Raw genomic sequence first — 21,135 nt, forward strand, 5'->3', positions numbered from 1 at the left:
TTGATCCTTAATAATCGAAAAAAAAAGGCTGCTAAGATACTTGCTCAGAAATCTCAGGAAAAAGAAATCGCCAAACTCCGTTTAGAATCTGTCCGCTCACAATTAAACCCACATTTTTTGTTCAATGCACTTGCTGGCATTCAAAATCTAATGAACAAAAACGATACAGACAATGCCAACCGTTACCTAATTAAGTTTGCCCGCTTAACACGCAATGTTTTAGATCATAAAGAACTCATCAGTTTAACTTCTGAGAAAACCTTGCTCGATGATTACCTGCAGATGGAGCAACTGCGATTTGGTTTTCAATACCAGATCACCGCCTCCCCTGATTTAGATGTAGAGAATATAGAAATACCAGCAATGCTTTTGCAACCGTTTGTAGAAAATGCCGTAAAACATGGTATTGCCGAGAAAGGAAATGATGGTAAGATCGAAATTGGTTTTACTGCACAATTAACGGACCTGATTTTAAGTATAAAAGATAATGGAAGTGGTTTTGATGTAGCCCAAAATTACGAAGGATTGGGTTTGGCTTTGACTAAAAACAGGATATCTTTACTCAATTCTATTTATAAGGAAAATCAGTTTTTATTAGATATGAAAGCAGATGCAAATGGGGCAGTAATTAAGATCAAATTAAGTCAATGGTTATAAGATGCGTGCAATTTTAGTAGATGACGAAGCGGCCAATTTAGAAAATCTCAGGATTCTACTGGATAAGCATTGCCCAAACATTAAGGTGGTTGCTATTGCAAGTAATATTAACGATGCCTTTGCCCAGGTTAATCTTCACCATCCCGATCTACTTTTTTTAGACATCCAAATGGCTAAAACAACCGGTTTTGATTTGTTGAACCAACTTGCGGAGAAAACTTTTGAAGTGGTTTTTGTAACGGCCCATGATAATTATGGAATCCAGGCTGTAAAATTTGCGGCCCTGGATTATCTACTAAAGCCTGTAGATCCTGATGAATTAAAAGTGGCTGTTGAAAAAGCCGAAATCAGGATCAAAAAAAAAATACATGGGGAGCAGCTCAATTTTTTACTGAGTCAGATCAAGAAGAATGAGCCAAGTACACCAAAAATTGCCTTGCCACAGCAGCACGAAATCCGTTATGTTTCAGTGGATGATATTATGCGTTGTGTGGCCGATAACACTTACACTTTTTTCTTTTTAAGCAATGGCGATAAAATTCTGATTTCAAAACCATTAAAAGAATATTCTGATCTGCTCAAACCGCACGGTTTTGTGCGGGCACACCAAAGCCATCTGGTTAACCCGAAATTTGTAAAAAGCTGGCTTAAAGAAGATGGTGGTATGTTGCTGATGAACAATGGCGATAAAATCCCGGTATCTAAACCGAATAGAGAAATGGTAAAAGAGGTGCTGGGGAAGTAGGCCTCATGAACAAAGCGGCAAGTTCGCGTTAGGGATTGTAAGGGTTCAGTACCGATCCTTCATTGGTACCGGAGCGAAGCGCAGCCCTGGAAAGCCCGGCCCTTGCGCAGCTTGGGAAACGCCCAAACCAATTGGCAATTTTAAGCTGCCAATTAGCATTTGTAGATTTAATAACTCAGAATTTTTAAGCAGACCATTAAAAACCTGCGAGGTTTAAACCTTACATTTTTGTACTTTTGCGGCTATGTCAGTTATTAAACCCTCATTAGCAAAAGGTACCCGCGATTTTTCTCCGGTTGAAATGGTAAAACGCAACTTTATTTACGATACCATTAAAACGGTTTTCAGAAAATATGGTTACGCCGAAATCCAGACCCCAAGTTTCGAAAACCTTTCTACTTTGACAGGGAAATATGGTGATGAAGGCGATAAACTGATTTTTAAAATTTTAAACAGTGGCGAGTTTCTTAAAGATCCAAAAAAGAAATCTTTCAATTTTGCAGATGAAGATAATAGCAATAAACTGATTCCGTTAATCTCTGAAAAAGCCTTGCGTTACGATTTAACAGTGCCATTTGCACGTTATGTAGTAATGCACCAGCACGAAATCACCTTGCCTTTCAAACGTTTTCAGGTTCAGCCTGTTTGGCGTGCAGACCGTCCGCAAAAAGGCAGGTACCGTGAGTTTTATCAATGCGATGTGGATGTGGTGGGATCTGACAGTTTATTGAACGAAGCTGAATTTATTTTAATCTACAATGAAGCTTTGAGCAAACTGGGTTTGAAAGATTTCAGCATAAAAATCAACAACAGAAAAATTTTATCGGGTATTGCTAAAATTATTGGTAAACCAGATTTAATTATAGATATGACCGTAGCCATCGATAAATTAGATAAAATCGGTTTAGATGGTGTAAGTAAAGAATTGTTAGAACGTGGTTTTACCGAAGCGGATTTAGAAAAACTTCGCCCAGTGATTTTGCTAGAAGGCACTAACGAAGAAAAACTAGCTAGCTTGAAAGAAGTTTTGGCGCAGTCAGAAACCGGGTTAAAAGGCATTGCTGAAATAGAACAGGTTTTTGAATATGTAGAAAGCCTGGTTTCTTATGGTTTACCGTTAACGGCTAAATTAGAGTTAGATATTACTTTAGCCCGTGGGTTAAACTATTATACAGGCTGTATTTTCGAAGTTAAAACCAACGAAGTGGCCATGGGGAGCATCGGTGGCGGGGGTCGTTACGATGACTTAACTGGCATGTTCGGTTTAAAAGATTTAACCGGAGTTGGTGTTTCTTTCGGTGCAGATCGTATTTACGATGTATTGGAAGAGCTGAACCTTTTCCCTGCCTCAGCAGAAGTCGGAACAAAAGTGTTGATCAGCAACTTTGATGCAGACGCTGAAAAATATGCTTTGCCAATTGTTCAGCAATTCAGAAATGCAGGGATTTCAGCAGAGTTATACCCAATTTCGGCGAAACTAAAAAAACAAATGGCCTATGCCGATGCGAAGAACATCCCTTATGTAATTTTAATAGGTGGTGATGAAATTGCAAGCGGAGAACTTACATTGAAAGATATGCAAAGCGGAGAGCAGAAAAAGCTGACTGTTTTAGGTATTCTGGAATTACTGAAATAACATCGGTTTCACCGCAAAGTACACAAAGGTTTTCGCAAAGAAACGCAGAGGATCTGTTAGGTCCTCTGCTCTGTGCACTTTGCGCTTGCCTTCTTTACCTTTGCGGTTAAGCCAGCCTGCCAATTCGCAGTAAAATCGGGAAATGGACACCTTTCTCAGCATCATCCCCCCAGGCTTCTTTTAATTCGGTAAACATATACTCTAATGGGTTGCGTTCATTCACCTTTTTATAATGCTGCAAAGAAGACCAGGTATTTAAATAGCCGATCAGTTGGTTAAAATTCCATGTGGTTTTAATCTGAAAATGAGGAGCAATAATCTCTTCAAAAGGAAAGGGGATGGTTTTATAACCTTCTTCAATATAACGACGTTCGCTATCCCAATATTTGCCCAAAATATCTTCGTAGAGTTTATGTACAGCTTTATCTACTTTTTTATCGATAAACATTAGGCCATAACCAATCACCGCAAAAAGACCATTTGCTTTTAGTGTTCTTTTTACCTCAGCGTAAAATGCTTCGAAATTAAACCAATGGATGGCCTGTGCCACCGTAATTAAATCAAAACTTTTATCCTCAAAGGAAGTCTTTTCTGCAGATTCAACCTTATACGTAATATTAGGCAGCTGTAAAGCATTCTTTAATTGATTCTCGCTGATATCCGTTGCATAAACCGCATCAAAATGTTGGGCCAATACGCGTGCAACCTGACCGTTCCCCGTGGCGCAATCCCAGGCGGTTTCTTTGTTTTTTATTAGGCTAAACAGATAATCATACAGTTCCTGCGGATAAGTTGGCCGATAAATAGCGTAATCGGCAGATTGGGTAGAAAAATTATCTTTCATTTTATTAATGAGTGCTGAATGATAGAAGGAGCGAATGCTATCAGAATGAAAATAACTCCGCGCTTTCTTTATAAAATTATTATATTTTTGAATAACAAAGGTGTTAAAGTTAAGTTTCATTCAATCATTCAAAATCCACTCCATCACTCATTCTCTACTATGGAAAAGACAATACAACAGAACGAAATTAAGGATGTGGAATATCGTTTAAAATCTATATTTGGTGGTTCGGTTGGTAATCTTGTGGAATGGTACGATTGGTATACCTATTCTGCCTTTGCACTTTATTTTTCTCCAGCCTTTTTCCCCAATAGTAATCCAACCGCACAATTGTTAGATACCGCAGGGATTTTTGCAGTAGGCTTTTTAATGCGGCCTATCGGTGGCTGGTTGTTTGGCAGCATTGCAGATAAGTTAGGACGAAAACGTTCGATGACACTTTCTGTACTCATCATGGCCATAGGATCATTAATTATCGGTTTAACCCCAGGTTACAAACAGATCGGCATAGCAGCTCCCTTATTACTGATCTTTGCAAGGCTGATCCAGGGCCTGAGTACTGGCGGCGAATATGGAACTTCTGCCACTTATCTCAGCGAAATGGCAACCAAAAAGCATCGTGGATTTTATTCAAGTTTTCAGTATGTAACCCTGATCGGTGGGCAGTTATTGGCTTTGGGCATTCAATTAATCTTGCAAAACTGGTTGCTTACACCTCCCGAACTGCATGAATGGGGCTGGCGGATTCCATTTTTTATCGGCGCCATACTTTCTTTCATCGCGCTGTACCTACGCAGACATATCGACGAAACCTCGGCCTTTAAACGCAAAAGCTCGGTAGACAAAAAAGGTGGCATTGTCATACTGATGAAGTATCCAAAGGAAGTTTTTACCGTAGTAGGCTTAACTTTGGGGGGAACGATTGCCTTTTATACGTTTAGTACCTATATGCAGAAATTTTTGGTGAATACGGTTCACCTGAGTAAAGAAACCTCCACAACTTTATCATTCGTTTCGCTGTTGGTTTTTGCCATTATGCAGCCGCTGTTTGGCCTGTTATCTGATAAAATTGGCCGTAAACCTTTATTAATTGGTTTTGGTGTGTTAGGTACTTTATGTACTTATCCCATTTTAACCGGTTTGGCTGAAGAAACCAATACTACTATCATATTCTTGCTGATGATTGGTGCCTTGATTATTGTGAGCGGTTACACGAGCATTAATGCCGTGGTTAAGGCAGAACTGTTCCCCGCCGAAATCAGGGCTTTGGGTGTAGGCCTACCTTATGCTTTAACTGTTGCCATTTTTGGTGGAACTGCAGAATATTTTGCGCTATGGTTTAAAAATATCGGTCACGAAAATTATTTCTACTGGTATGTAACCGGATGCATTTTAATCTCCCTGATTTTGTACACCACCATGAAAGATACGAAACACCACTCGAAGATTGAGGATTAATTTGCGAGCGGGAGTGAAGAACTGCCTTCATGATGTCCCGAAATTTCGGGATCAGCTTCTACCATGGAAAGATAAGACCCTGAAATGAATTCAGGGTGACGTCAAATTATAGGTAATTACTCACTTCAACTAAATTCATATCCGGATCGCGGAGGTAAATAGATATGATTTTCCCATTGGCGCCAGTGCGTTCTACAGGTCCTTCTTCAATTTCGATGCATTTTTGTTTAAGTTCCTGCATCACTTCGCGTAAGGGGAAATCGGTAATAAAACATAGATCGGCAGTTCCGGGCATAGGTTTGAAAGCCTTTGGTTCAAACTCACTTCCATATTGGTGCAGGTTAATTTTCTGATTCCCAAATTTCAAAGCCTTTCTGTTTTCGCCAAATTCAATAATTTCCATTCCCAGGGCAAGGCTGTAAAACCTGCAGGTGCTTTCTAAATTGGCAACCGTTAGTACAAGGTGATCTAAGTTTTTAATGTCCATCGTATTAAATTAGAACTAAAGCATCCGTCCTTTTGTTTTAACAACCAGGGATTTATGCTTTCAATATTTGGTTAGTAAATTATCGACAAACAAAATACTCAATTTTTATATATTTACCGTTATGCAAAACCTGCCTCCTTTAGCCGAACGTATGCGCCCTCAAAATCTCGATGAATATGTTGGTCAACAGCATTTAGTTGGAGAAGGTGCAGTTTTACGCAAAGCGATCGAAAGCAGTCAGCTCCCCTCCATGATTTTTTGGGGGCCACCCGGTGTGGGTAAAACAACTTTGGCCTATATCATTTCGCAGGCACTAGATCGTCCGTTTTTTAACTTAAGCGCCATTAACAGCGGTGTGAAAGATATTAGGGAAGTTATCGATCGGGCCGCACAGCTGAAGGATAGTTTTTTGGGCCTACCCATTTTGTTTATTGATGAGATTCACCGTTTTAGCAAATCGCAACAAGATAGTCTGTTGGGCGCAGTAGAAAGAGGTTTGGTTACCTTAATTGGCGCAACAACCGAAAATCCATCTTTCGAGGTGATCTCCGCTTTACTTTCCCGTTGCCAGGTTTACATTTTAAAATCGTTAACCGAAACAGAGTTAGCGGGTTTATTGGAAACAGCCATTAAAAAAGATAGCATTCTATCAGAGAAGAACATTTCCATAAAAGAACATGAAGCTTTAATTCGTTTATCGGGCGGTGATGCACGAAAATTGTTAAACGTGCTCGAAATTGCCATTAATGGCATCGGCGGAAATAAAATTGTACTCACCAACGAAAATGTGCTGGCACATGCGCAACAGAACCTTGCGTTATACGATAAAGCCGGAGAGCAACACTACGATATCATTTCGGCCTTTATTAAATCTATCCGTGGCAGCGACCCGAATGCTGCCGTTTATTGGCTGGCCCGAATGATAGAGGGAGGTGAAGATCCCTTGTTCATTGCCCGCAGGTTACTGATCTTGTCTTCAGAAGATATTGGCAATGCCAACCCTAATGCCCTGCTTTTGGCCAATAACTGTTTCACTGCGGTGAATGTAATCGGTTATCCGGAGGCGAGGATCATCTTATCGCAGTGTGTAACCTATCTGGCCAGTTCGCCTAAAAGTAACGCATCTTATGAGGCCATTAACAAAGCGCAGGCCTTGGTTAAGCAAACAGGAAATTTGCCCGTGCCTTTGCATATCCGTAATGCACCAACCAAATTGATGAAAAATATCGGTTATGGAAAAGATTACCAATACTCGCACGGATATGAAGGCAATTTTTCGCCACAAGAATATTTTCCAGAAGAATTAAGCAGTACTAAACTTTACGATCCGGGGAAAAACCCTGCAGAAGAGAAGTTACGTGAAAAGCTTAAACAGAACTGGAAAGACAAATACAAGTATTAGTGTAACATTTTTTGCTGAATGCATACTAATAGATATATTGACTAAAATCAAACACCTAAACTAAATATGCTGAGTACTTTTTTAAGCCATCAAAGAAAATCTTTCTGGCGTTCGCGAAACAGGGGCAGCAGCATTGCCGGCCAAATTGTTTTGGGCTTTTTTATGCTGTATTTTTTTACATTGGCACTTGGAGCCGGCTTAGGCATGTCTCATTTACTGGCCTACTTTTTTCCAGATCAAGATGTAATTAAAAGCTTCAACGGAATTATCCTCTATTATTTTGCATTCGATTTTATCATGCGCATGCAGTTTCAGGAGTTGCCAACATTAAGTATCATTCCTTACCTGCATCTCAAAATCCAGAAGAGTAAGATCATTAAGTTTTTAAATGTTAAAGCACTGTTCTCTGCATTTAACCTTTGGCCATTTTTTATTTTTCTTCCGTTCTGTTTCATCAAAATTGCCCCAAGCCTTGGTGCAGTTACCACCATCATGTACATCATTTCGATATTTTCGATCATGATTTTTAACAACTACATGGTGTTGTACATCAAACGGAAATCGATCACCAATACACTTTATACCTTTTTAGGTCTAGTGGTTATTGCTGCCTTTGCTGCTTTAGAATATTATAAGGTTATTTCAATCATGGCCGGCTCTGACGTGGTATTCAGGGCCATCGCTGCGCAGCCTTTATTTGGTTTTGCATTTACAATTGCTGCGATTGCCATATTTTACTTCAATTCTAATTTCCTGCGTAAAAATTTATACGTAGAGGAATTAAGTACAAAGCAAGAGAAGAAAGGGAGCACCGATTATGCTTTTCTTAACCGCTTTGGCAAAGTAGGCGAACTGGCAGCTTTAGAGCTGAAATTAATCCTTCGCCACAAGCGCCCGCGTTCTTCGGTTATCCTTGGTTTCTTCTTCCTGTTTTACGGGTTTATCTTTTATAAAGAAAAAGCAATAGATCGCGATGCTTTCGGGCAAATGATGTTTGGTGCTATTTTTATGACTGGTGTTTCGATCATTATTTATGGCCAGTTTATGTTTGGATGGCAAAGTGCCCATTTTGACGGGATATTAGCCAATAAAATCAATTTTAAAGATTACATCAAGGCTAAATTTCTACTATTTACCATCGGCTGTACTATTATTACCCTATTGGCGAGTTTTTATGGCTTTTTAAGTCCAAAGCTATTACTCTTGCACCTGGCAGCCTATTTATACAACATTGGTTTTGGTACGGTAGTGGTGCTCTATCTTGCTACATTAAACTATAAAAGACTGGATATTACTAAAGCGGCAAGCTTCAACTATCAGGGTACTGGCGCTACCCAATGGTTGTTAATGTTTCCATATGCACTTACACCTATATTAATTTATGTGCCGTTTGGCATGCTCAACAAACCTTACTGGGGGTTGGTAGCCGTATCTGTTTTTGGCCTGGCCATGTTATTGTTAAGGGGTTTTTGGGTTAATTACATTGCAAAAAGATTAGAATTACAACGTTATAAAATAGCCGAAGGCTTTAGAGAATAATTATGATTTTAGAAGTTAAGAATTTACAAAAAGTTTATGGCGATAAAACCGTTGTAAACATCGAAGATTTGCAGATTGGTGCTGGCGAAACCGTTGGCTTAGTTGGAAATAACGGCGCTGGTAAAACCACTTTCTTCCGAATGCTTTTAGATTTAATCCGTCCAACTAATGGCGAGGTTTTATCAAAAGGCGAAAATGTAATGCACAACGATAACTGGAAGAATTATACTGCATCATTTTTGGATGAAGGTTTTCTGATTGATTACTTAACCCCTGAGGAGTATTTTATTTTTATTGGCAGTTTGAATAACTTAAGTGTGGCTGATGTTTCTGCCTATCTGAGCCAGTACGGTGAGTTCTTTAACGGAGAAATATTAAACAGTGGGAAATACATCCGCGATTTTAGTAAAGGGAATCAGAATAAAGTAGGAATTGCGGCTGCCCTGATGCAGAAGCCAGAAATCTTGATTTTGGATGAGCCTTTTGCCAACCTCGATCCAACCACGCAGATCAGATTGAAGAAACTATTGAAAGAGCAAACAGGCAACATGACTACCTTTATCTCCAGTCACGATTTAAATCACGTTACCGATGTTTGTAACCGGATCATTTTGGTTGAAAAAGGGCAGGTAATTAAAGATTTTAAAACGGATGAAAATACACTGAAAGAGTTGGAGAGTTATTTCTCTGCTTAGTTTTTGTACTAAGAATGATACATTATCTAAGAGTCTCCATTATTAGGGACTCTTTTTTTATGCATATAATTCTTATTTGTAGGGAAATTTGGGCAAAATAGACTGAAAATACAGTTCGGTTGCTTTTTGGCATTGTGTTTGAATATAAGGAGTAGAAATTATAAATCTAGATTATTATGAGTATTTCAAAAGTAAGAATAGCAACATTAAGTATAGGGTTAGCAGTAGGTTCGATGGCATTCCAAAGTTGTGATAGTTTAACTAAAACACAAAAAGGAGCTGGTATTGGCGCTGCAGCCGGGGGTGTTATTGGTGCATTGATCGGTAAAAAAGCCGGTAATACAGCAGTTGGAGCCTTGATTGGTGGTGCTATTGGCGGTACAGCCGGAGCTTTTATCGGCCGTAGAATGGACAGACAGGCAGCTGAAATCCAGAAAGCTATTCCTAACGCAGAAGTTATTCGTGAAGGTGAAGGAATTATTGTAAAATTCGACAGTGGTATTTTATTCGATTTCGATAAAACAGCTTTGAAAGATGCGGCTAAAACAAATATCCAGAGTTTAGCTTCTTCATTAAATCAATATCCTGATACAGATATCAAAATTATCGGTCATACCGATAGCCGTGGTACCGAGCAATATAATATGGGCCTATCAGAAAGAAGAGCAGCAGCAGTTAAAGCTTATGCCGTTTCTCAAGGTGTTCCATCATCAAGGTTAGTTACCATTGGTAAAGGTTTTGCTGAGCCAATTGCAGATAACGAAACTGATGCTGGCCGTGCAGCTAACCGTCGTGTAGAGATTGTAATCGTTGCTAACGATGCATTAAAAGCCACAGCACAAAAACAAGGATAAAATTGCAATTTCCCTCTACCTATGAGGTCATTATAAATCCAGCCCCGGTGTACATCCACCGGGGTTTTTTTGTGGAGTCAGATGTTACCATCTGACAGGAAATGAGCGTTTTTGTGTTCCGCGTTTAGTGGCTGACCAAACGGTAAAAGATTAACTCGAGGGTGATAAAATTATTTTGTTGTTTTTTGAAAATCAGGTTCCTGTGCACATCGGTTCCGAAAGCCCTGCTATCACTTCAAGCCTCCACTTCGTTACGGGCTTTCCGTTTCTATCAGGTTTAGTTAACTTGGGTTTGGTGCTGGGCAGGGCCAAACTTCCGAAGTTTCACTTAGGCTACGGTCGAGGCCAGCTTCGTAAGTTTTTCTAGTGCACCTGCAACCCCAAATAGTTGCACCGACCGCTGAATTTAAACGGAATTGAAGCGGCATCCTCCCAATCCCGATTCTTCATCGGATTGGGAGATATAGCGAAAAGCCCGACTAACTTAAATAGATGTGAATGGCCTTGCTTTCCAAAACCTATAAATGATCGTGTCGGATGGCAACATCCAACACCATGATAAGATATTGTGCCGTCAGATGTTACCATCTGATGGAGTAGATTGATGCCGAATAGAAATATCCGACACCACGATAGGTTCTAAGAATAAATATCCTCGAAATAACTCACCACGAGCGATTTCATTAGCATTTCCTGCTCGAGCATGGTATAAGGTGGAATGGCTTTTATTAACTTCCAATGTGGCCAGCCATCCTGATCTAGGCCTTCAAGCTCATAAAAGCCCATTTCGCTCAATAAACGGCAGGTGGCAATGTGCATCAGCTCTTCTTTTTGGCGTTTACTGTATTTCTTTGGTCCTTTGCCCAATTCCTGAACACCGATTAAAAAAAGCATTACTTTTAAATCAGGAAAATCAGAATCAAATTCCTTTGAAATCTTTTCCTGTAAAACTTTCCACTTGGCATTAATCTCCGACGGCTTCATATTGCAAAGATAAGGTAAAAAGGTGTAAGGCCTAGGTAAAAGCTTTGCAGTTTTAACATTAAAGCTTGAATCGTAATTGTATTTTTAGCTACATTTATAACCTATGGATACGAATATCAATAAAACAATTAATGCCGGTTTATTAGCTTATGGCATGTCGGGGAAGGTTTTTCATGCTCCTTTTTTACAGGCACATAGTGGATTCAATTTAAAGGCTATAGTAGAACGCAGTCATAAAAATGCGGTTAATGATTACCCTAATATTACAAGTTATAATAGCGTTGATGAGCTTTTAAATGATACGGAAATAGAATTGGTTGTTATTAATACACCCAATAATCTTCACTATGAACATTCCAAAGCAGCATTAACCAAGCATAAACATATTTTGGTTGAGAAACCATTTACGGCTACAGCAGCACAGGCAAAGGAACTTTTTGAACTTGCTGACAGTGTAGGGAAACAAATCTTTTTTTACCAGAACCGCCGTTGGGACAGTGATTTTACCTCGGTTAAAAAGGTGATTGAAAGCGGAAAATTAGGTAAATTGAACGAAATGCACCTGCGTTACGATCGCTATCGAAATGTAATTGGACCGAAGGCATTTAAAGAAAACCCAGTAGAGGCCAGCGGACTTTTATACGATTTAGGTCCGCACTTGTTAGATCAGGTAATCTGCCTGTTTGGCAAGCCGTTAAGTTTCCATAAAGTTCTCGGTAAAAACAGGGTAGGCACATTGGTGGATGATTATTTCTCGATTCAGCTGAGTTACCCTAATAGTTTGTATGTTTTTGTAACCTCGAGCATGTTGGTGGTAAACCCACAGGCAGGGTTTGTTTTACATGGCGTAAATGGAAGTTTTATTAAACAAAGAACCGATATTCAGGAAGAACAGTTGCTGGCGGGTATGAAATTAACCGATCCAGGCTACGGCGTTGAGCCCGCAAGTAAAGATGGTTTATTAACAACCATTGATGCTGAAGGCCATAAAACTGAGGAGTCAATTCCATCAGAAGTAGGAAGTTATTTACCGCTTTTCGAAGCCGTTTATCAAGCAATAAACAACAATAAACCTTATCCGGTTACGCGCGAAGATGTTTTGATCCAATTAGAAATTATCGAAAGCTAATATAAACCATCATCCAATCTGTGTAATTCCCTAATCTGTGTAATCCCATTTATGAACTCGCTGCCACTTGCCTACTTAATTCCTATTTTTCTTATCGCTCTTTACCTCATCCTTAAAAAAAAGAAGGTGGCTATTGATCCTTTAACGGATGTAGACAAAAAGATACTGGATGATTATGTAGGGTATTACCATAACCTTGATTCGACCGATAAGCTGAGGTTTGAGCAGAAAGTGGCCGCGTTTTTCAGCACGGTTAAGATAGAAGGGGTAGGTTTAGAAATGACAACATTAGACGAACTGCTGATTGCCTCGAGCGCAGTTATCCCCATTTTTGGTTTCGACGATTGGCAATACAAAAACTTGACCAGCGTTTTATTGTATCCTGATACCTTTAATAAAGATTTTCAGTTTGAAGGCGGTGAAAGGAATATTATGGGCATGGTAGGTACGGGTTATATGAATGGGCAGATGATTTTATCACGATCGGCCTTGCGACATGGTTTTTCTAAAAGTGCAGGGAAAGAAAATACGGCTATACACGAATTTGTACACCTTTTAGATAAATCTGACGGTGCAACAGACGGTGTTCCGGAGAATTTAATTGCACATGAATATACTTTGCCATGGATTAAGATGATGCATGAGGAAATGGAAAAAATTGAAGACAATAAATCGGATATTAATCCTTATGCCATCACCAATCAGGCAGAGTTTTTTGCTGTAGTTTCTGAATATTTCTTTGAAAAGCCTGAACAGCTAAGGGATAAACATCCGGAATTATATTTTCAGTTAAGCCGCATTTTTGCGCAACAGCCTGCAGGTTAAAATGATCAATCCTCGAATGAAAACATTTGCGACAATTATCTGGAGTTTGGTCTCTATAAGTGTCTTTGCACAGAAAACCTATGTGTTAAAACAAAATTATCCAACGGGTTATAAGTACGATTTCACGCTTACTTCCGAACAGATTATTAACCAGAAAATTGCTGGTCGCGATGTACATTTAACCCAAAGCATTGGAACAGATTATACTTTTGATATTACAGAAGGCCATAGTGGCGAAAAAGATGTGAAAGTAACTTACAACAGAATTTCTATGAAATCGGTTGCGATGGGTAATACTATGACGCTCAATTCAGATGAGCAGGATAGTACCAAAAAGAATCCTTTTAGCGGCTTAAAAGGGGCGTCTTTTTATATGACGGTAACCCCAAATGGTGGGATTAAAACAGTTGCTGGTATAGATAAAATGCTCGATAATATGGCGGCAAGAATGACTAAGGATACCAGTCAGGTTAAACAGATTAAAAATGCTTTAAGTAAACAATTTAGTAATGAGGTGGTGAAACAAACCATGGAATCGTCATTTAAAATTTACCCTGATAAACCTGTTAAAATAGGCGATAGCTGGACGGTTGATACCAAAATGCAGATGAGTATGCCCATTGAAACGATTACGCAATACACGTTGAAGGAAGTGAAAGATGGTGTTGCCATACTGGGCGTAAAAGGTACCCTCGTATCTAAAGGGAATTTTGAAGTGATGGGCAACAAAATGGAAACGGATTTACAAGGAACCAACTCTGGAGAAACCTCAGTTGATATGAAAACCGGAATTGTACTTAACAGCCACCTTCGCGTTGAGCTCTATGGTAAAATGAAATCGATGGGGCAAGATATCGATTTCGAAATGCAGGGCATTAATAAAATTGTAGGAAAAGAGGTTAATTAGAAATTAAGTTCGCTATTCCTACTGTCAGTCTGAGCCTGTCGAAGACCCTTATTCTTAAAAGAAATCAAAAAAAAATTTCCTTCGACAAGCTCAGGATGACATCTTTTTTGATTTGACTTCTCCGCATTACAAACTACCTGTTAATGCCACCAGAAATTCCGTCGGAATTTCGATGTGTGGAATATGTCCGCAGGCATCAAATTCGATAATTTTAGCGCCGATAATTTTGGCTGCAGTTTGCTTTCCTAAAAGTTTGTATTGACCATGTAAAGCCTGTTGATCTGGCGTAAGCAGCCCTTTGCCCACGATGGTTTTGTCTTCCTTACCGATAAATAAAACAGTAGGTACCTTTAAGTTCTGAAATTCATATACCACAGGTTGTTCATAAATCATGGTATAAGTTAGTGCGGCTACTTTAGCCCAGCGCGGGTAGTCGGAACTATTGGTTACCCCTCCCGCAATGCTTACCAGGTATTCGTATTCAGGTTTCCAATACGTAAAGTAAGAGCCCTGGTAATACTTTCGTACGCTCTCAGCTGTGGTTTTAAGTTCCGTTTGGTACTGTTGTGCCGTGGTGATGTAAGGAATAAAAGTTTTATAATCTTCGAGTCCGATTGGATTTTCGAGCAGGAGTTTTTCGGTTGTCTCGGGGTACATCAAAGCAAAACGCGTAGCCAGCATGCCGCCCATGCTATGGCCTAAAACTATGGTTTTTCGAATGCCCAGTGTATCCAGAAGTCTTTTATTCCAGGTAGCCATTTGGTGGAAACTGTAATGGATAAATGCTTTAGATGATTTACCAAAACCAATTTGATCGGGTACAATAACCCGGTAACCGATGTTGGTTAGGGCTTTAATTACATTGCCCCAGTAATAACCTCCAAAATTTTTCCCATGGAAAAGGATGGCCGTTTTTCCATTAGCAGCTGCAGTTGGTGCAACATCCATATAGGCCATTTTAATATCCTGCCCTTCGGTATTGATAGGAAAATATTTAACCGGATATGGGTATTTAACGTTATCAAGGGTGATAGATAGGGTGTCTATTTTTTGTGCATGTACATGGCTAAAAACGAACAGGCTGAGGGCAAATAAAAGAAAATATCTCTTCATGATGGTATTGATGTAAAAAACTAAAAAGCTAATTGGCCCAAGTTAAACTTTTGCCAATTAGTTAGCTTAAAAATCATGCCCTTTTTGCAAAATCTATAATATTTAGAGAAATTATATGTGTGGTTTTGACTGCATTAAATGCTATTTGATCAATTGCTTTAAGTTAACAGTAGGGATCTGAATGGTCGTTTCATCGGAAAGATTTCCTTTCGCAGCATTAATTTTGATATGCTGAAAATTCACATCATTCTTACCAACGCTATTTAGCGAGAGTGTTTCTATTGGGCCTATGTTCTTATTTTCTTCATTTTTAATTTCAGCTTGGGCATACTTCAATTTTAGATCAACGTTTCGGAGCGGCGTGTTATTTATGGTTAAGAACCCTGAATTGATGTCGACGCGAAGGTTTTCAATTTTTGCGTCTTCGATGGTTATGTCAGGTATCACAACATATTGTGGATCATATGTAGTTTTCTTGGTCAAACTCAAATTTTTGACTTTCATACCCTCACCAAACCTGAAGTTTATACCTCTTGTGATCTCTACATTTAAGCTATCAGTATTAGCCGATAATGCTTCAATAGATACATTGTTAAAAGTAATTCCTTTCAAGTTTGGCGAAAAAATCAGCAGTGTTCCATGCTGGTAATTACGTTCTGCTTTTAAGGATATATGAAGTTTCCCTTCTTTATCTACCTTATAACCAATGTAAGGAGCAATATCGTTTGTTGCTTTAAACAAAAACTTATCATTGGCAATTATTTTTACATTTAGATAAGATGATTCTGAGCCATTAATTACCACATTTTGAAATGCCTGAACAGGATATTTTTTGATATACCGATCTGCTGCACCATCTGTTGTCTCGGCTCCCATTAACATTTTATCATAGGTTTTATTGTCGATGCGGTTTGCTCTGGCAATCAAAATCATTACTGTTAAGGGAACAATAAGAAGGGTAAGTGCTAACCCTATTAAAAGTTTACTGCTTGTTTTCATTTTTTAGGCGTTAAAGTTTTGTGATACAAAAGTTTGGTAGCGGGATTTTAGCTCATCGAAATCAATTTCCAATAGATAGAGGTTTCTAAATAAGTTTGGCAGTTCATCTTCGACGAAACTTGTTTTCCGGTATTGTTTTACCTGATCGATGGTATCATCAGCCAGGAAAAAGCCAATTCCCCTTTTGTTGTTAAGGATATTTTTGTTTTGCAACAACTCATAAGTGCGCATCACCGTGTTTGGGTTTACTTCCAGTTCTACTGCCATTTCCCTTACCGACGGGATTTTTTCTTCTGTTTTCCATTTACCCAATAGTATCTGTTCGCAAACATATTCAGCTATCTGTAGGTAAATTGCCTTGTTGTTATTAAATTCCATTTAGGCCTCCTTTTCTTTTAAACGTATGAATGAGATGAACCAGAATGCCAGTGTTAATAATATGCCAATTAAACTCATTAAGAAAACAATATTTTTTTCGTCTTGCCAGTAGTGGTTTCCAACCCAAACGGTATTGTTGGTCAGTTCTTTCATTACAAAAATTGTAGAAGCAACCCAAAGTACCCCAAATGCCATCAACGAAATTGCTGTTTTAACATAATGAAAGCTCTTGAAAAATATAGAGCCCAACAGGAAAACACCATTAATTAATAGGGGCACATAATAAAATGGATAAAAATCTCTAACGGTTTCGGTTGAAAAAAAATAAGCTAAATTATCTATAACTACTTTTTTGCCCTGGTAATCATTGTAGCTTGTTATTAGTGTATGTGTCGTCCTTACTGAAGAAACAAAGGCAAGATCAATAACGTAAAAGCACAACAAGTAACTTGGAATTGCAATAATGACTGTGTAGAATATAGCACTTAAGAATTTTTCAGTACTAGATGCCGGGATTAGAATGTTGATAACTGCTTTGGGGTTTTGCCCTAAGTGCATAAAATAACTGTTCGCGATAATACTGGCAAAGAGAAAACCCGTAATTAGAAATAAGGGATATCTAAAATTTAGTGTGTTAGATGATAGGTTTTTTAAACTATTATCTGTTAAACTGATGCTATAAAATAGAGCCAAAATTCCAATCAATACGCCAAAACTGATCAGGTAAATTTTCCCAAAATCTAACCATTGTCTTTTAAGCAATAAGCCAAATCGATTAATATTAAATGTGTTGTTCATCGCTTAACTGAATAAAGGTTTAAATTTGATTTTTTCTGCAAGTATGGCGTTAAAAAGAAGTTCCATGTCTAATTTGCTTTCTTCCTGATGGTAGTTCGGCATGACGGCGTTATAGCCTGAAAGTGAAGGCTCCGCATAAATAATACTATCATCGATTTCTTTAACTTTCTTGAAGGTTAACTTTGCTGTAATTTCTTCTACCGTAGCTTTAAGCGCAACATCATTTTCGTCAAGCATGATTACAGTGTCGATCAGGTTGTCCAAATCTCTAACCTGGTGGGTAGAGATGATGATGCAGCGTTCATCCGTCATCGCAGAAGCCATAATTTTTCTAAACTGCGCTTTAGATGGAATGTCTAAGCCGTTAGTAGGCTCATCCATAATCACCAGTTTCGCCTGTGTAGCCAGGCCAAAGGCGATAATTACTTTTTTCTTCTGGCCATAACTCATGTTAATGAGTTTCTGTTCAACAGGAATATCAAATTCCTTAATCAGATCTGTAAAATAATCATGATCGAAATTTTTGTAAAATGGAGCGTTTGCTTTTAAATAGGCATCTATTTTTACAGAAGGCAAATAAAACTCTTCAGGTATAAAACAGATCTGTTCTAATAGTGCAGGCTGTCTTTTGGCAGGGTTAAAGCCCATTACATCCAATGTGCCGCTTTGTGCATATACCAAACCGGCGAGATTTTTTAATAAGGTCGATTTACCGGCCCCATTTTTCCCAAGCAAACCGTAAATATGACCATTGCTTAACCGCATGCTCATATTTTTAAATAATGGCTTATGCTTGCTGTAGCCAAAATTAAGATTGTTAATGTTGATCATATCTACTGTATTAGTTAAATAATACACTAATGTATGATGTTGTTTGATAATCTCCAAATTATTTTGAAAAAAGTTTAGCGGTAAGCGAATAGGGGTTAGCGTTTTCACGCCCATCACTCCGCGCATTCCGCCCTCGTCTACGCCACGGAAAGGTAAAATATCAGTCTAATAATTGTTGCATTAAAACATCCTTAATGTGGAGATTGTATGTTTGTAGTATATCGATATAGTATGGATACAAAATGGGCATATTTACTTGGCCGCTTAGCAATTGGTTTAAGTTCTTTCGGACATGGTTTGGTACGCTTACCAAAACTTTCAGGTTTTAGCCATTGGATGGTAGGGCAATTTTCTAAATCGTTTTTACCGGATGCATTGGTTATCCCCTTCAGTTATATTTTGCCATTTGCCGAATTTATAGCAGGGCTAATGATTATATTGGGATTGTTTACAAGGCAAGGATTATTATTTGCGGGAGTAATTTCTTTAGCGCTTATTTTCGGAACAACAGTAATTGAGAATTGGGAGGCACTGCCTTCTCAACTCGTCCATGTGGCATTTTTATCGGTACTACTCGCTTACTTGCCACATAACAGTTATGCGGTTGATAAAATCATTAAAAAATAATTATGGAATACAGAAAAATTGGAAATTCAGATTTAGAACTTTCAGTAATCACTTTTGGTGCCTGGGCAGCCGGCGGATGGATGTGGGGAAGCACAGATAGAAACGATGCGATTGATGCAATAAAAGCAGGTTACGATTTAGGGGTTACATCAATCGATACCGCTCCAATTTACGGTCAGGGCGATAGCGAAGAAATTGTGGGCGATGCGATAAAAGGCATCTCTCGCGATAAGTTACAACTCGTAACCAAATTCGGGATGCGTTGGGATCTGGCCAAAGGCGATTTCGGCTTTAAGAGTAAAAATAACGACGGAAAAGAGATTGATATTTATAAATATGCTGGAAAAGAAAGTGTGATTTATGAATGTGAACAATCCTTAAAACGCCTCGGTACCGATTATATCGACCTTTACCAGATCCACTGGCCAGATATAACCACGCCGATCAGCGAAACTTTCGAAGCGGTGACCAGGTTAATTGAACAGGGTAAAGTGCGTTATGCCGGCGTATGCAATTATAATATAGCACAATTAAAAGAGGCAGATCAAACGCTAGAAATTATTTCTAACCAGGTTCCATTTAGCATGGTAAACCGCGGTATTGAGGAGGAAACTGTGCCATATTGCATCGAAAAAAATAAATCGGTTCTGGCTTATAGCCCGATGGAACGCGGTTTGTTAACCGGAAAAATGACCGCCGATTATAAGTTTGAGGAAGGTGATCACCGTAAGGGGAATAAATTTTTCTCACCGGAAAGTATCGAAAAAACAAATGCATTTTTGGCTGAAATAAAGCCATTGGCCGACGAGAAAAATGCTACCCTATCTCAATTGGTTTTGCATTGGACGGTTGAACGCCCAGGCATTACCATTGCTTTGGCTGGCGCAAGGAATGAAAAGCAAGCTGTACAAAATGCAGAAGCTATAAACGTAAAATTAAACGCTGAAGAAATTCAGTTTATTAATACAGCATTAAAGAACGCTGGCTTTTAAACTTCAACTGCAAAGAAAAGAAGGAATACGCAAAGAACAAAGAGGTTAAGGTCTTCGATTTCGTTGCGAAAAAGCTTTGCGTCCTTTGCGGTTAAATTAAACAAGATATGTCTAAATTATTTTCTCCTTTTACCATAAAGGATGTAACCTTAAAAAATAGAATTGTCATCTCCCCGATGTGCCAGTATTCGGCTATTGATGGTTTTGCCACCGATTGGCATTTGGTGCATTTAGGAAGCCGTGCTGTTGGTGGTGTGGGTTTAATTATCCAGGAAGCTTCTGCAGTAACTGCAGATGGAAGAATTACCTATGCCGATTTGGGCATCTGGAAAGATGAACATGTAGCTAAATTAAAACAGATTGTTTCGTTTATCCATGATAATGGAGCAATTGCAGGCATCCAATTGGCACATGCAGGTAGAAAAGCCAGTTGTGAGGTGCCTTGGAATGGCGGTGAGCAGCTAGCAGCAGGTGAAAATAGCTGGAAACCAGTTGCACCATCTCCAATTTCTTTTAAGCCAGGACAGGTTGAACCACATGAATTAACGATTTCAGAAATTCAGGATATTGTTTTTGCTTTCAGGGCGGCTGCTAAACGTGCATTGGCTGCAGGCTATAAAGTTGTAGAAATACATGCTGCACATGGTTATTTGTTGCATCAGTTTTTTAGTCCATTGAGCAATAAACGTACAGATGTTTACGGCGGAAGTTTCGAAAACCGTATTCGTTTAGTGATCGATGTGGTTGAAGCCGTACAATCGGTATGGCCAGAAAACCTGCCTTTATTTGTTCGCATTTCTGCAACGGATTGGACGGAAGGTGGCTGGAATGAGAATGACTCGCTACAATTGGCTGCGGTGTTAAAAGATCGCGGTGTAGATTTAATCGATACCTCATCAGGTGGTAATGTTCCTGATGCATTTATCCCTGCAGGCCCAAATTACCAGGTTCCTTTTGCTGATAAGATCAGAAATGAAATTGGCATTTATACAGGTGCAGTAGGCGTGATTGTAGAGGCGCAGCAGGCGGAAGAAATTTTAGAACAGGGCAAAGCCGATTTGATTTTTATTGCACGCGAATCGTTACGTGATGCTTATTTCCCTACACATGCGGCACAAGTGCTTGGCGACGATACCGAATGGCCAAACCAATACGTTAGGGCTAAAAGAGAAACGTTTAAAAAATGATCATAGGTTTCCAAAAAATGGAAAAAGCCGGCATTTGTCGGCTTTTTC

22 protein-coding genes are annotated in these 21,135 nt (G+C 39.0%); 14 read left to right on the top strand and 8 right to left on the bottom strand.

The genetic code is table 11. The features are described 5' to 3' along the window. From ACN9MR_RS24495 to hisS, 3 genes are all read left to right on the top strand, one after another. Positions 1-657 (top strand): sensor histidine kinase, encoded by a 657-nt coding sequence (locus ACN9MR_RS24495; protein ID WP_426327094.1) that lies wholly within the window; start codon positions 1-3, stop codon positions 655-657. A gap of 1 nt (position 658) precedes the next feature. Continuing rightward, positions 659-1,402, top strand: coding sequence for a LytR/AlgR family response regulator transcription factor (locus ACN9MR_RS24500; RefSeq protein ID WP_426327095.1), 744 nt, complete (start codon positions 659-661; stop codon positions 1,400-1,402). A gap of 244 nt (positions 1,403-1,646) precedes the next feature. Then, on the top strand, positions 1,647-3,038 hold the full coding sequence (gene hisS, locus ACN9MR_RS24505; protein WP_426327096.1) for a histidine--tRNA ligase: 1,392 nt from the start codon (positions 1,647-1,649) through the stop codon (positions 3,036-3,038). A gap of 106 nt (positions 3,039-3,144) precedes the next feature. On the opposite strand, the gene ACN9MR_RS24510 is transcribed toward hisS, so the two are convergent. Beyond that, positions 3,145-3,882 carry a class I SAM-dependent methyltransferase gene (locus ACN9MR_RS24510; RefSeq protein ID WP_426327097.1) on the bottom strand — a complete coding sequence of 246 codons (738 nt, stop codon included), beginning with the start codon at positions 3,880-3,882 and terminating at the stop codon, positions 3,145-3,147. A gap of 159 nt (positions 3,883-4,041) precedes the next feature. Here ACN9MR_RS24510 and ACN9MR_RS24515 point away from each other — a divergent pair, with 159 nt between their 5' ends. Beyond that, positions 4,042-5,340: an MFS transporter gene (locus ACN9MR_RS24515; RefSeq protein ID WP_426327098.1), complete on the top strand. Its 1,299-nt coding sequence runs from the start codon at positions 4,042-4,044 to the stop codon at positions 5,338-5,340. Between the two features lie 106 nt (positions 5,341-5,446). Here the strand turns inward: ACN9MR_RS24515 and ACN9MR_RS24520 are convergent, their stop codons facing one another. After that, positions 5,447-5,827, bottom strand: a complete 381-nt coding sequence (locus tag ACN9MR_RS24520) for a VOC family protein (RefSeq protein WP_426327099.1) — start codon at positions 5,825-5,827, stop codon at positions 5,447-5,449. 121 nt (positions 5,828-5,948) lie between these two features. On the opposite strand from ACN9MR_RS24520, the gene ACN9MR_RS24525 reads away from it, so the two are divergent. From ACN9MR_RS24525 to ACN9MR_RS24540, 4 genes are all read left to right on the top strand, one after another. Further along, a complete protein-coding gene (locus ACN9MR_RS24525; RefSeq protein WP_426327100.1) occupies positions 5,949-7,229 on the top strand; it encodes a replication-associated recombination protein A in 1,281 nt (426 codons plus the stop codon). A 66-nt stretch (positions 7,230-7,295) separates the two neighbouring features. Continuing rightward, positions 7,296-8,768, top strand: coding sequence for a DUF5687 family protein (locus ACN9MR_RS24530; protein ID WP_426327101.1), 1,473 nt, complete (start codon positions 7,296-7,298; stop codon positions 8,766-8,768). Between the two features lie 2 nt (positions 8,769-8,770). After that, a complete protein-coding gene (locus tag ACN9MR_RS24535) occupies positions 8,771-9,463 on the top strand; it encodes an ABC transporter ATP-binding protein (RefSeq protein WP_426327102.1) in 693 nt (230 codons plus the stop codon). A 176-nt stretch (positions 9,464-9,639) separates the two neighbouring features. Further along, a complete protein-coding gene (locus tag ACN9MR_RS24540; RefSeq protein WP_029274435.1) occupies positions 9,640-10,317 on the top strand; it encodes an OmpA family protein in 678 nt (225 codons plus the stop codon). 639 nt (positions 10,318-10,956) lie between these two features. Here the strand turns inward: ACN9MR_RS24540 and ACN9MR_RS24545 are convergent. Continuing rightward, positions 10,957-11,301 (bottom strand): hypothetical protein, encoded by a 345-nt coding sequence (locus ACN9MR_RS24545; protein WP_131028267.1) that lies wholly within the window; start codon positions 11,299-11,301, stop codon positions 10,957-10,959. Between the two features lie 103 nt (positions 11,302-11,404). Between ACN9MR_RS24545 and ACN9MR_RS24550 the strand changes: the two genes are divergently transcribed. Genes ACN9MR_RS24550 through ACN9MR_RS24560 form a run of 3 tightly spaced genes read left to right on the top strand, consistent with a single transcriptional unit; the run spans position 11,405 to position 14,162 of the window. Beyond that, entirely contained in the window at positions 11,405-12,430 is a 1,026-nt protein-coding gene (locus tag ACN9MR_RS24550) for a Gfo/Idh/MocA family oxidoreductase (protein WP_426327103.1), read from the top strand. Positions 12,431-12,481: 51 nt separating this feature from the next. Continuing rightward, on the top strand, positions 12,482-13,255 hold the full coding sequence (locus ACN9MR_RS24555) for a zinc-dependent peptidase (RefSeq protein ID WP_426327104.1): 774 nt from the start codon (positions 12,482-12,484) through the stop codon (positions 13,253-13,255). Between the two features lie 16 nt (positions 13,256-13,271). Further along, on the top strand, positions 13,272-14,162 hold the full coding sequence (locus ACN9MR_RS24560) for a DUF6263 family protein (protein ID WP_426327105.1): 891 nt from the start codon (positions 13,272-13,274) through the stop codon (positions 14,160-14,162). 126 nt (positions 14,163-14,288) lie between these two features. Here ACN9MR_RS24560 and ACN9MR_RS24565 read toward each other — a convergent pair whose 3' ends face one another. The 5 genes from ACN9MR_RS24565 to ACN9MR_RS24585 all read right to left on the bottom strand — a co-directional run bounded on the left by ACN9MR_RS24565 (position 14,289) and on the right by ACN9MR_RS24585 (position 18,281). Further along, positions 14,289-15,275: an alpha/beta fold hydrolase gene (locus ACN9MR_RS24565; protein ID WP_426327106.1), complete on the bottom strand. Its 987-nt coding sequence runs from the start codon at positions 15,273-15,275 to the stop codon at positions 14,289-14,291. A gap of 141 nt (positions 15,276-15,416) precedes the next feature. Next, complete coding sequence (locus tag ACN9MR_RS24570) at positions 15,417-16,274, bottom strand: hypothetical protein (RefSeq protein WP_426327107.1); 858 nt, start codon at positions 16,272-16,274, stop codon at positions 15,417-15,419. A 3-nt stretch (positions 16,275-16,277) separates the two neighbouring features. Further along, the gene (locus tag ACN9MR_RS24575) at positions 16,278-16,652 is read right to left on the bottom strand and encodes a GntR family transcriptional regulator (protein WP_426327108.1); all 375 of its coding nucleotides are present in this window, start codon (positions 16,650-16,652) and stop codon (positions 16,278-16,280) included. After that, positions 16,653-17,450 (bottom strand): hypothetical protein, encoded by a 798-nt coding sequence (locus tag ACN9MR_RS24580; RefSeq protein ID WP_426327109.1) that lies wholly within the window; start codon positions 17,448-17,450, stop codon positions 16,653-16,655. A gap of 3 nt (positions 17,451-17,453) precedes the next feature. Next, the gene (locus tag ACN9MR_RS24585; protein WP_426327110.1) at positions 17,454-18,281 is read right to left on the bottom strand and encodes an ATP-binding cassette domain-containing protein; all 828 of its coding nucleotides are present in this window, start codon (positions 18,279-18,281) and stop codon (positions 17,454-17,456) included. 231 nt (positions 18,282-18,512) lie between these two features. On the opposite strand from ACN9MR_RS24585, the gene ACN9MR_RS24590 reads away from it, so the two are divergent. The 3 genes from ACN9MR_RS24590 (at position 18,513) to ACN9MR_RS24600 (ending at position 21,087) form a co-directional block, all read left to right on the top strand. After that, positions 18,513-18,908 (top strand): DoxX family protein, encoded by a 396-nt coding sequence (locus ACN9MR_RS24590; RefSeq protein WP_426327111.1) that lies wholly within the window; start codon positions 18,513-18,515, stop codon positions 18,906-18,908. Positions 18,909-18,910: 2 nt separating this feature from the next. Then, entirely contained in the window at positions 18,911-19,900 is a 990-nt protein-coding gene (locus ACN9MR_RS24595; RefSeq protein WP_426327112.1) for an aldo/keto reductase, read from the top strand. A gap of 107 nt (positions 19,901-20,007) precedes the next feature. Then, positions 20,008-21,087, top strand: coding sequence for an NADH:flavin oxidoreductase/NADH oxidase (locus ACN9MR_RS24600; protein WP_426327113.1), 1,080 nt, complete (start codon positions 20,008-20,010; stop codon positions 21,085-21,087). Positions 21,088-21,135 lie beyond the last annotated feature (48 nt).

Origin of the sequence: Pedobacter sp. R-06 (genome assembly GCF_049913135.1) — a bacterium.
Taxonomy (GTDB): Bacteria; Bacteroidota; Bacteroidia; order Sphingobacteriales; family Sphingobacteriaceae; genus Pedobacter.

What these genes read in the sequence shown, in the direction of transcription:
- ACN9MR_RS24500 (WP_426327095.1), top strand. Translation starts at nt 659, where the DNA reads ATGCGTGCAATTTTAGTAGATGACGAAGCGGCCAATTTAGAAAATCTC.
- hisS (WP_426327096.1), top strand. Translation starts at nt 1,647, where the DNA reads ATGTCAGTTATTAAACCCTCATTAGCAAAAGGTACCCGCGATTTTTCT.
- ACN9MR_RS24510 (WP_426327097.1), bottom strand. Translation starts at nt 3,882, where the DNA reads ATGAAAGATAATTTTTCTACCCAATCTGCCGATTACGCTATTTATCGG.
- ACN9MR_RS24515 (WP_426327098.1), top strand. Translation starts at nt 4,042, where the DNA reads ATGGAAAAGACAATACAACAGAACGAAATTAAGGATGTGGAATATCGT.
- ACN9MR_RS24520 (WP_426327099.1), bottom strand. Translation starts at nt 5,827, where the DNA reads ATGGACATTAAAAACTTAGATCACCTTGTACTAACGGTTGCCAATTTA.
- ACN9MR_RS24525 (WP_426327100.1), top strand. Translation starts at nt 5,949, where the DNA reads ATGCAAAACCTGCCTCCTTTAGCCGAACGTATGCGCCCTCAAAATCTC.
- ACN9MR_RS24530 (WP_426327101.1), top strand. Translation starts at nt 7,296, where the DNA reads ATGCTGAGTACTTTTTTAAGCCATCAAAGAAAATCTTTCTGGCGTTCG.
- ACN9MR_RS24535 (WP_426327102.1), top strand. Translation starts at nt 8,771, where the DNA reads ATGATTTTAGAAGTTAAGAATTTACAAAAAGTTTATGGCGATAAAACC.
- ACN9MR_RS24540 (WP_029274435.1), top strand. Translation starts at nt 9,640, where the DNA reads ATGAGTATTTCAAAAGTAAGAATAGCAACATTAAGTATAGGGTTAGCA.
- ACN9MR_RS24545 (WP_131028267.1), bottom strand. Translation starts at nt 11,301, where the DNA reads ATGAAGCCGTCGGAGATTAATGCCAAGTGGAAAGTTTTACAGGAAAAG.
- ACN9MR_RS24550 (WP_426327103.1), top strand. Translation starts at nt 11,405, where the DNA reads ATGGATACGAATATCAATAAAACAATTAATGCCGGTTTATTAGCTTAT.
- ACN9MR_RS24555 (WP_426327104.1), top strand. Translation starts at nt 12,482, where the DNA reads ATGAACTCGCTGCCACTTGCCTACTTAATTCCTATTTTTCTTATCGCT.
- ACN9MR_RS24560 (WP_426327105.1), top strand. Translation starts at nt 13,272, where the DNA reads ATGAAAACATTTGCGACAATTATCTGGAGTTTGGTCTCTATAAGTGTC.
- ACN9MR_RS24565 (WP_426327106.1), bottom strand. Translation starts at nt 15,275, where the DNA reads ATGAAGAGATATTTTCTTTTATTTGCCCTCAGCCTGTTCGTTTTTAGC.
- ACN9MR_RS24570 (WP_426327107.1), bottom strand. Translation starts at nt 16,274, where the DNA reads ATGAAAACAAGCAGTAAACTTTTAATAGGGTTAGCACTTACCCTTCTT.
- ACN9MR_RS24575 (WP_426327108.1), bottom strand. Translation starts at nt 16,652, where the DNA reads ATGGAATTTAATAACAACAAGGCAATTTACCTACAGATAGCTGAATAT.
- ACN9MR_RS24580 (WP_426327109.1), bottom strand. Translation starts at nt 17,450, where the DNA reads ATGAACAACACATTTAATATTAATCGATTTGGCTTATTGCTTAAAAGA.
- ACN9MR_RS24585 (WP_426327110.1), bottom strand. Translation starts at nt 18,281, where the DNA reads ATGATCAACATTAACAATCTTAATTTTGGCTACAGCAAGCATAAGCCA.
- ACN9MR_RS24590 (WP_426327111.1), top strand. Translation starts at nt 18,513, where the DNA reads ATGGATACAAAATGGGCATATTTACTTGGCCGCTTAGCAATTGGTTTA.
- ACN9MR_RS24595 (WP_426327112.1), top strand. Translation starts at nt 18,911, where the DNA reads ATGGAATACAGAAAAATTGGAAATTCAGATTTAGAACTTTCAGTAATC.
- ACN9MR_RS24600 (WP_426327113.1), top strand. Translation starts at nt 20,008, where the DNA reads ATGTCTAAATTATTTTCTCCTTTTACCATAAAGGATGTAACCTTAAAA.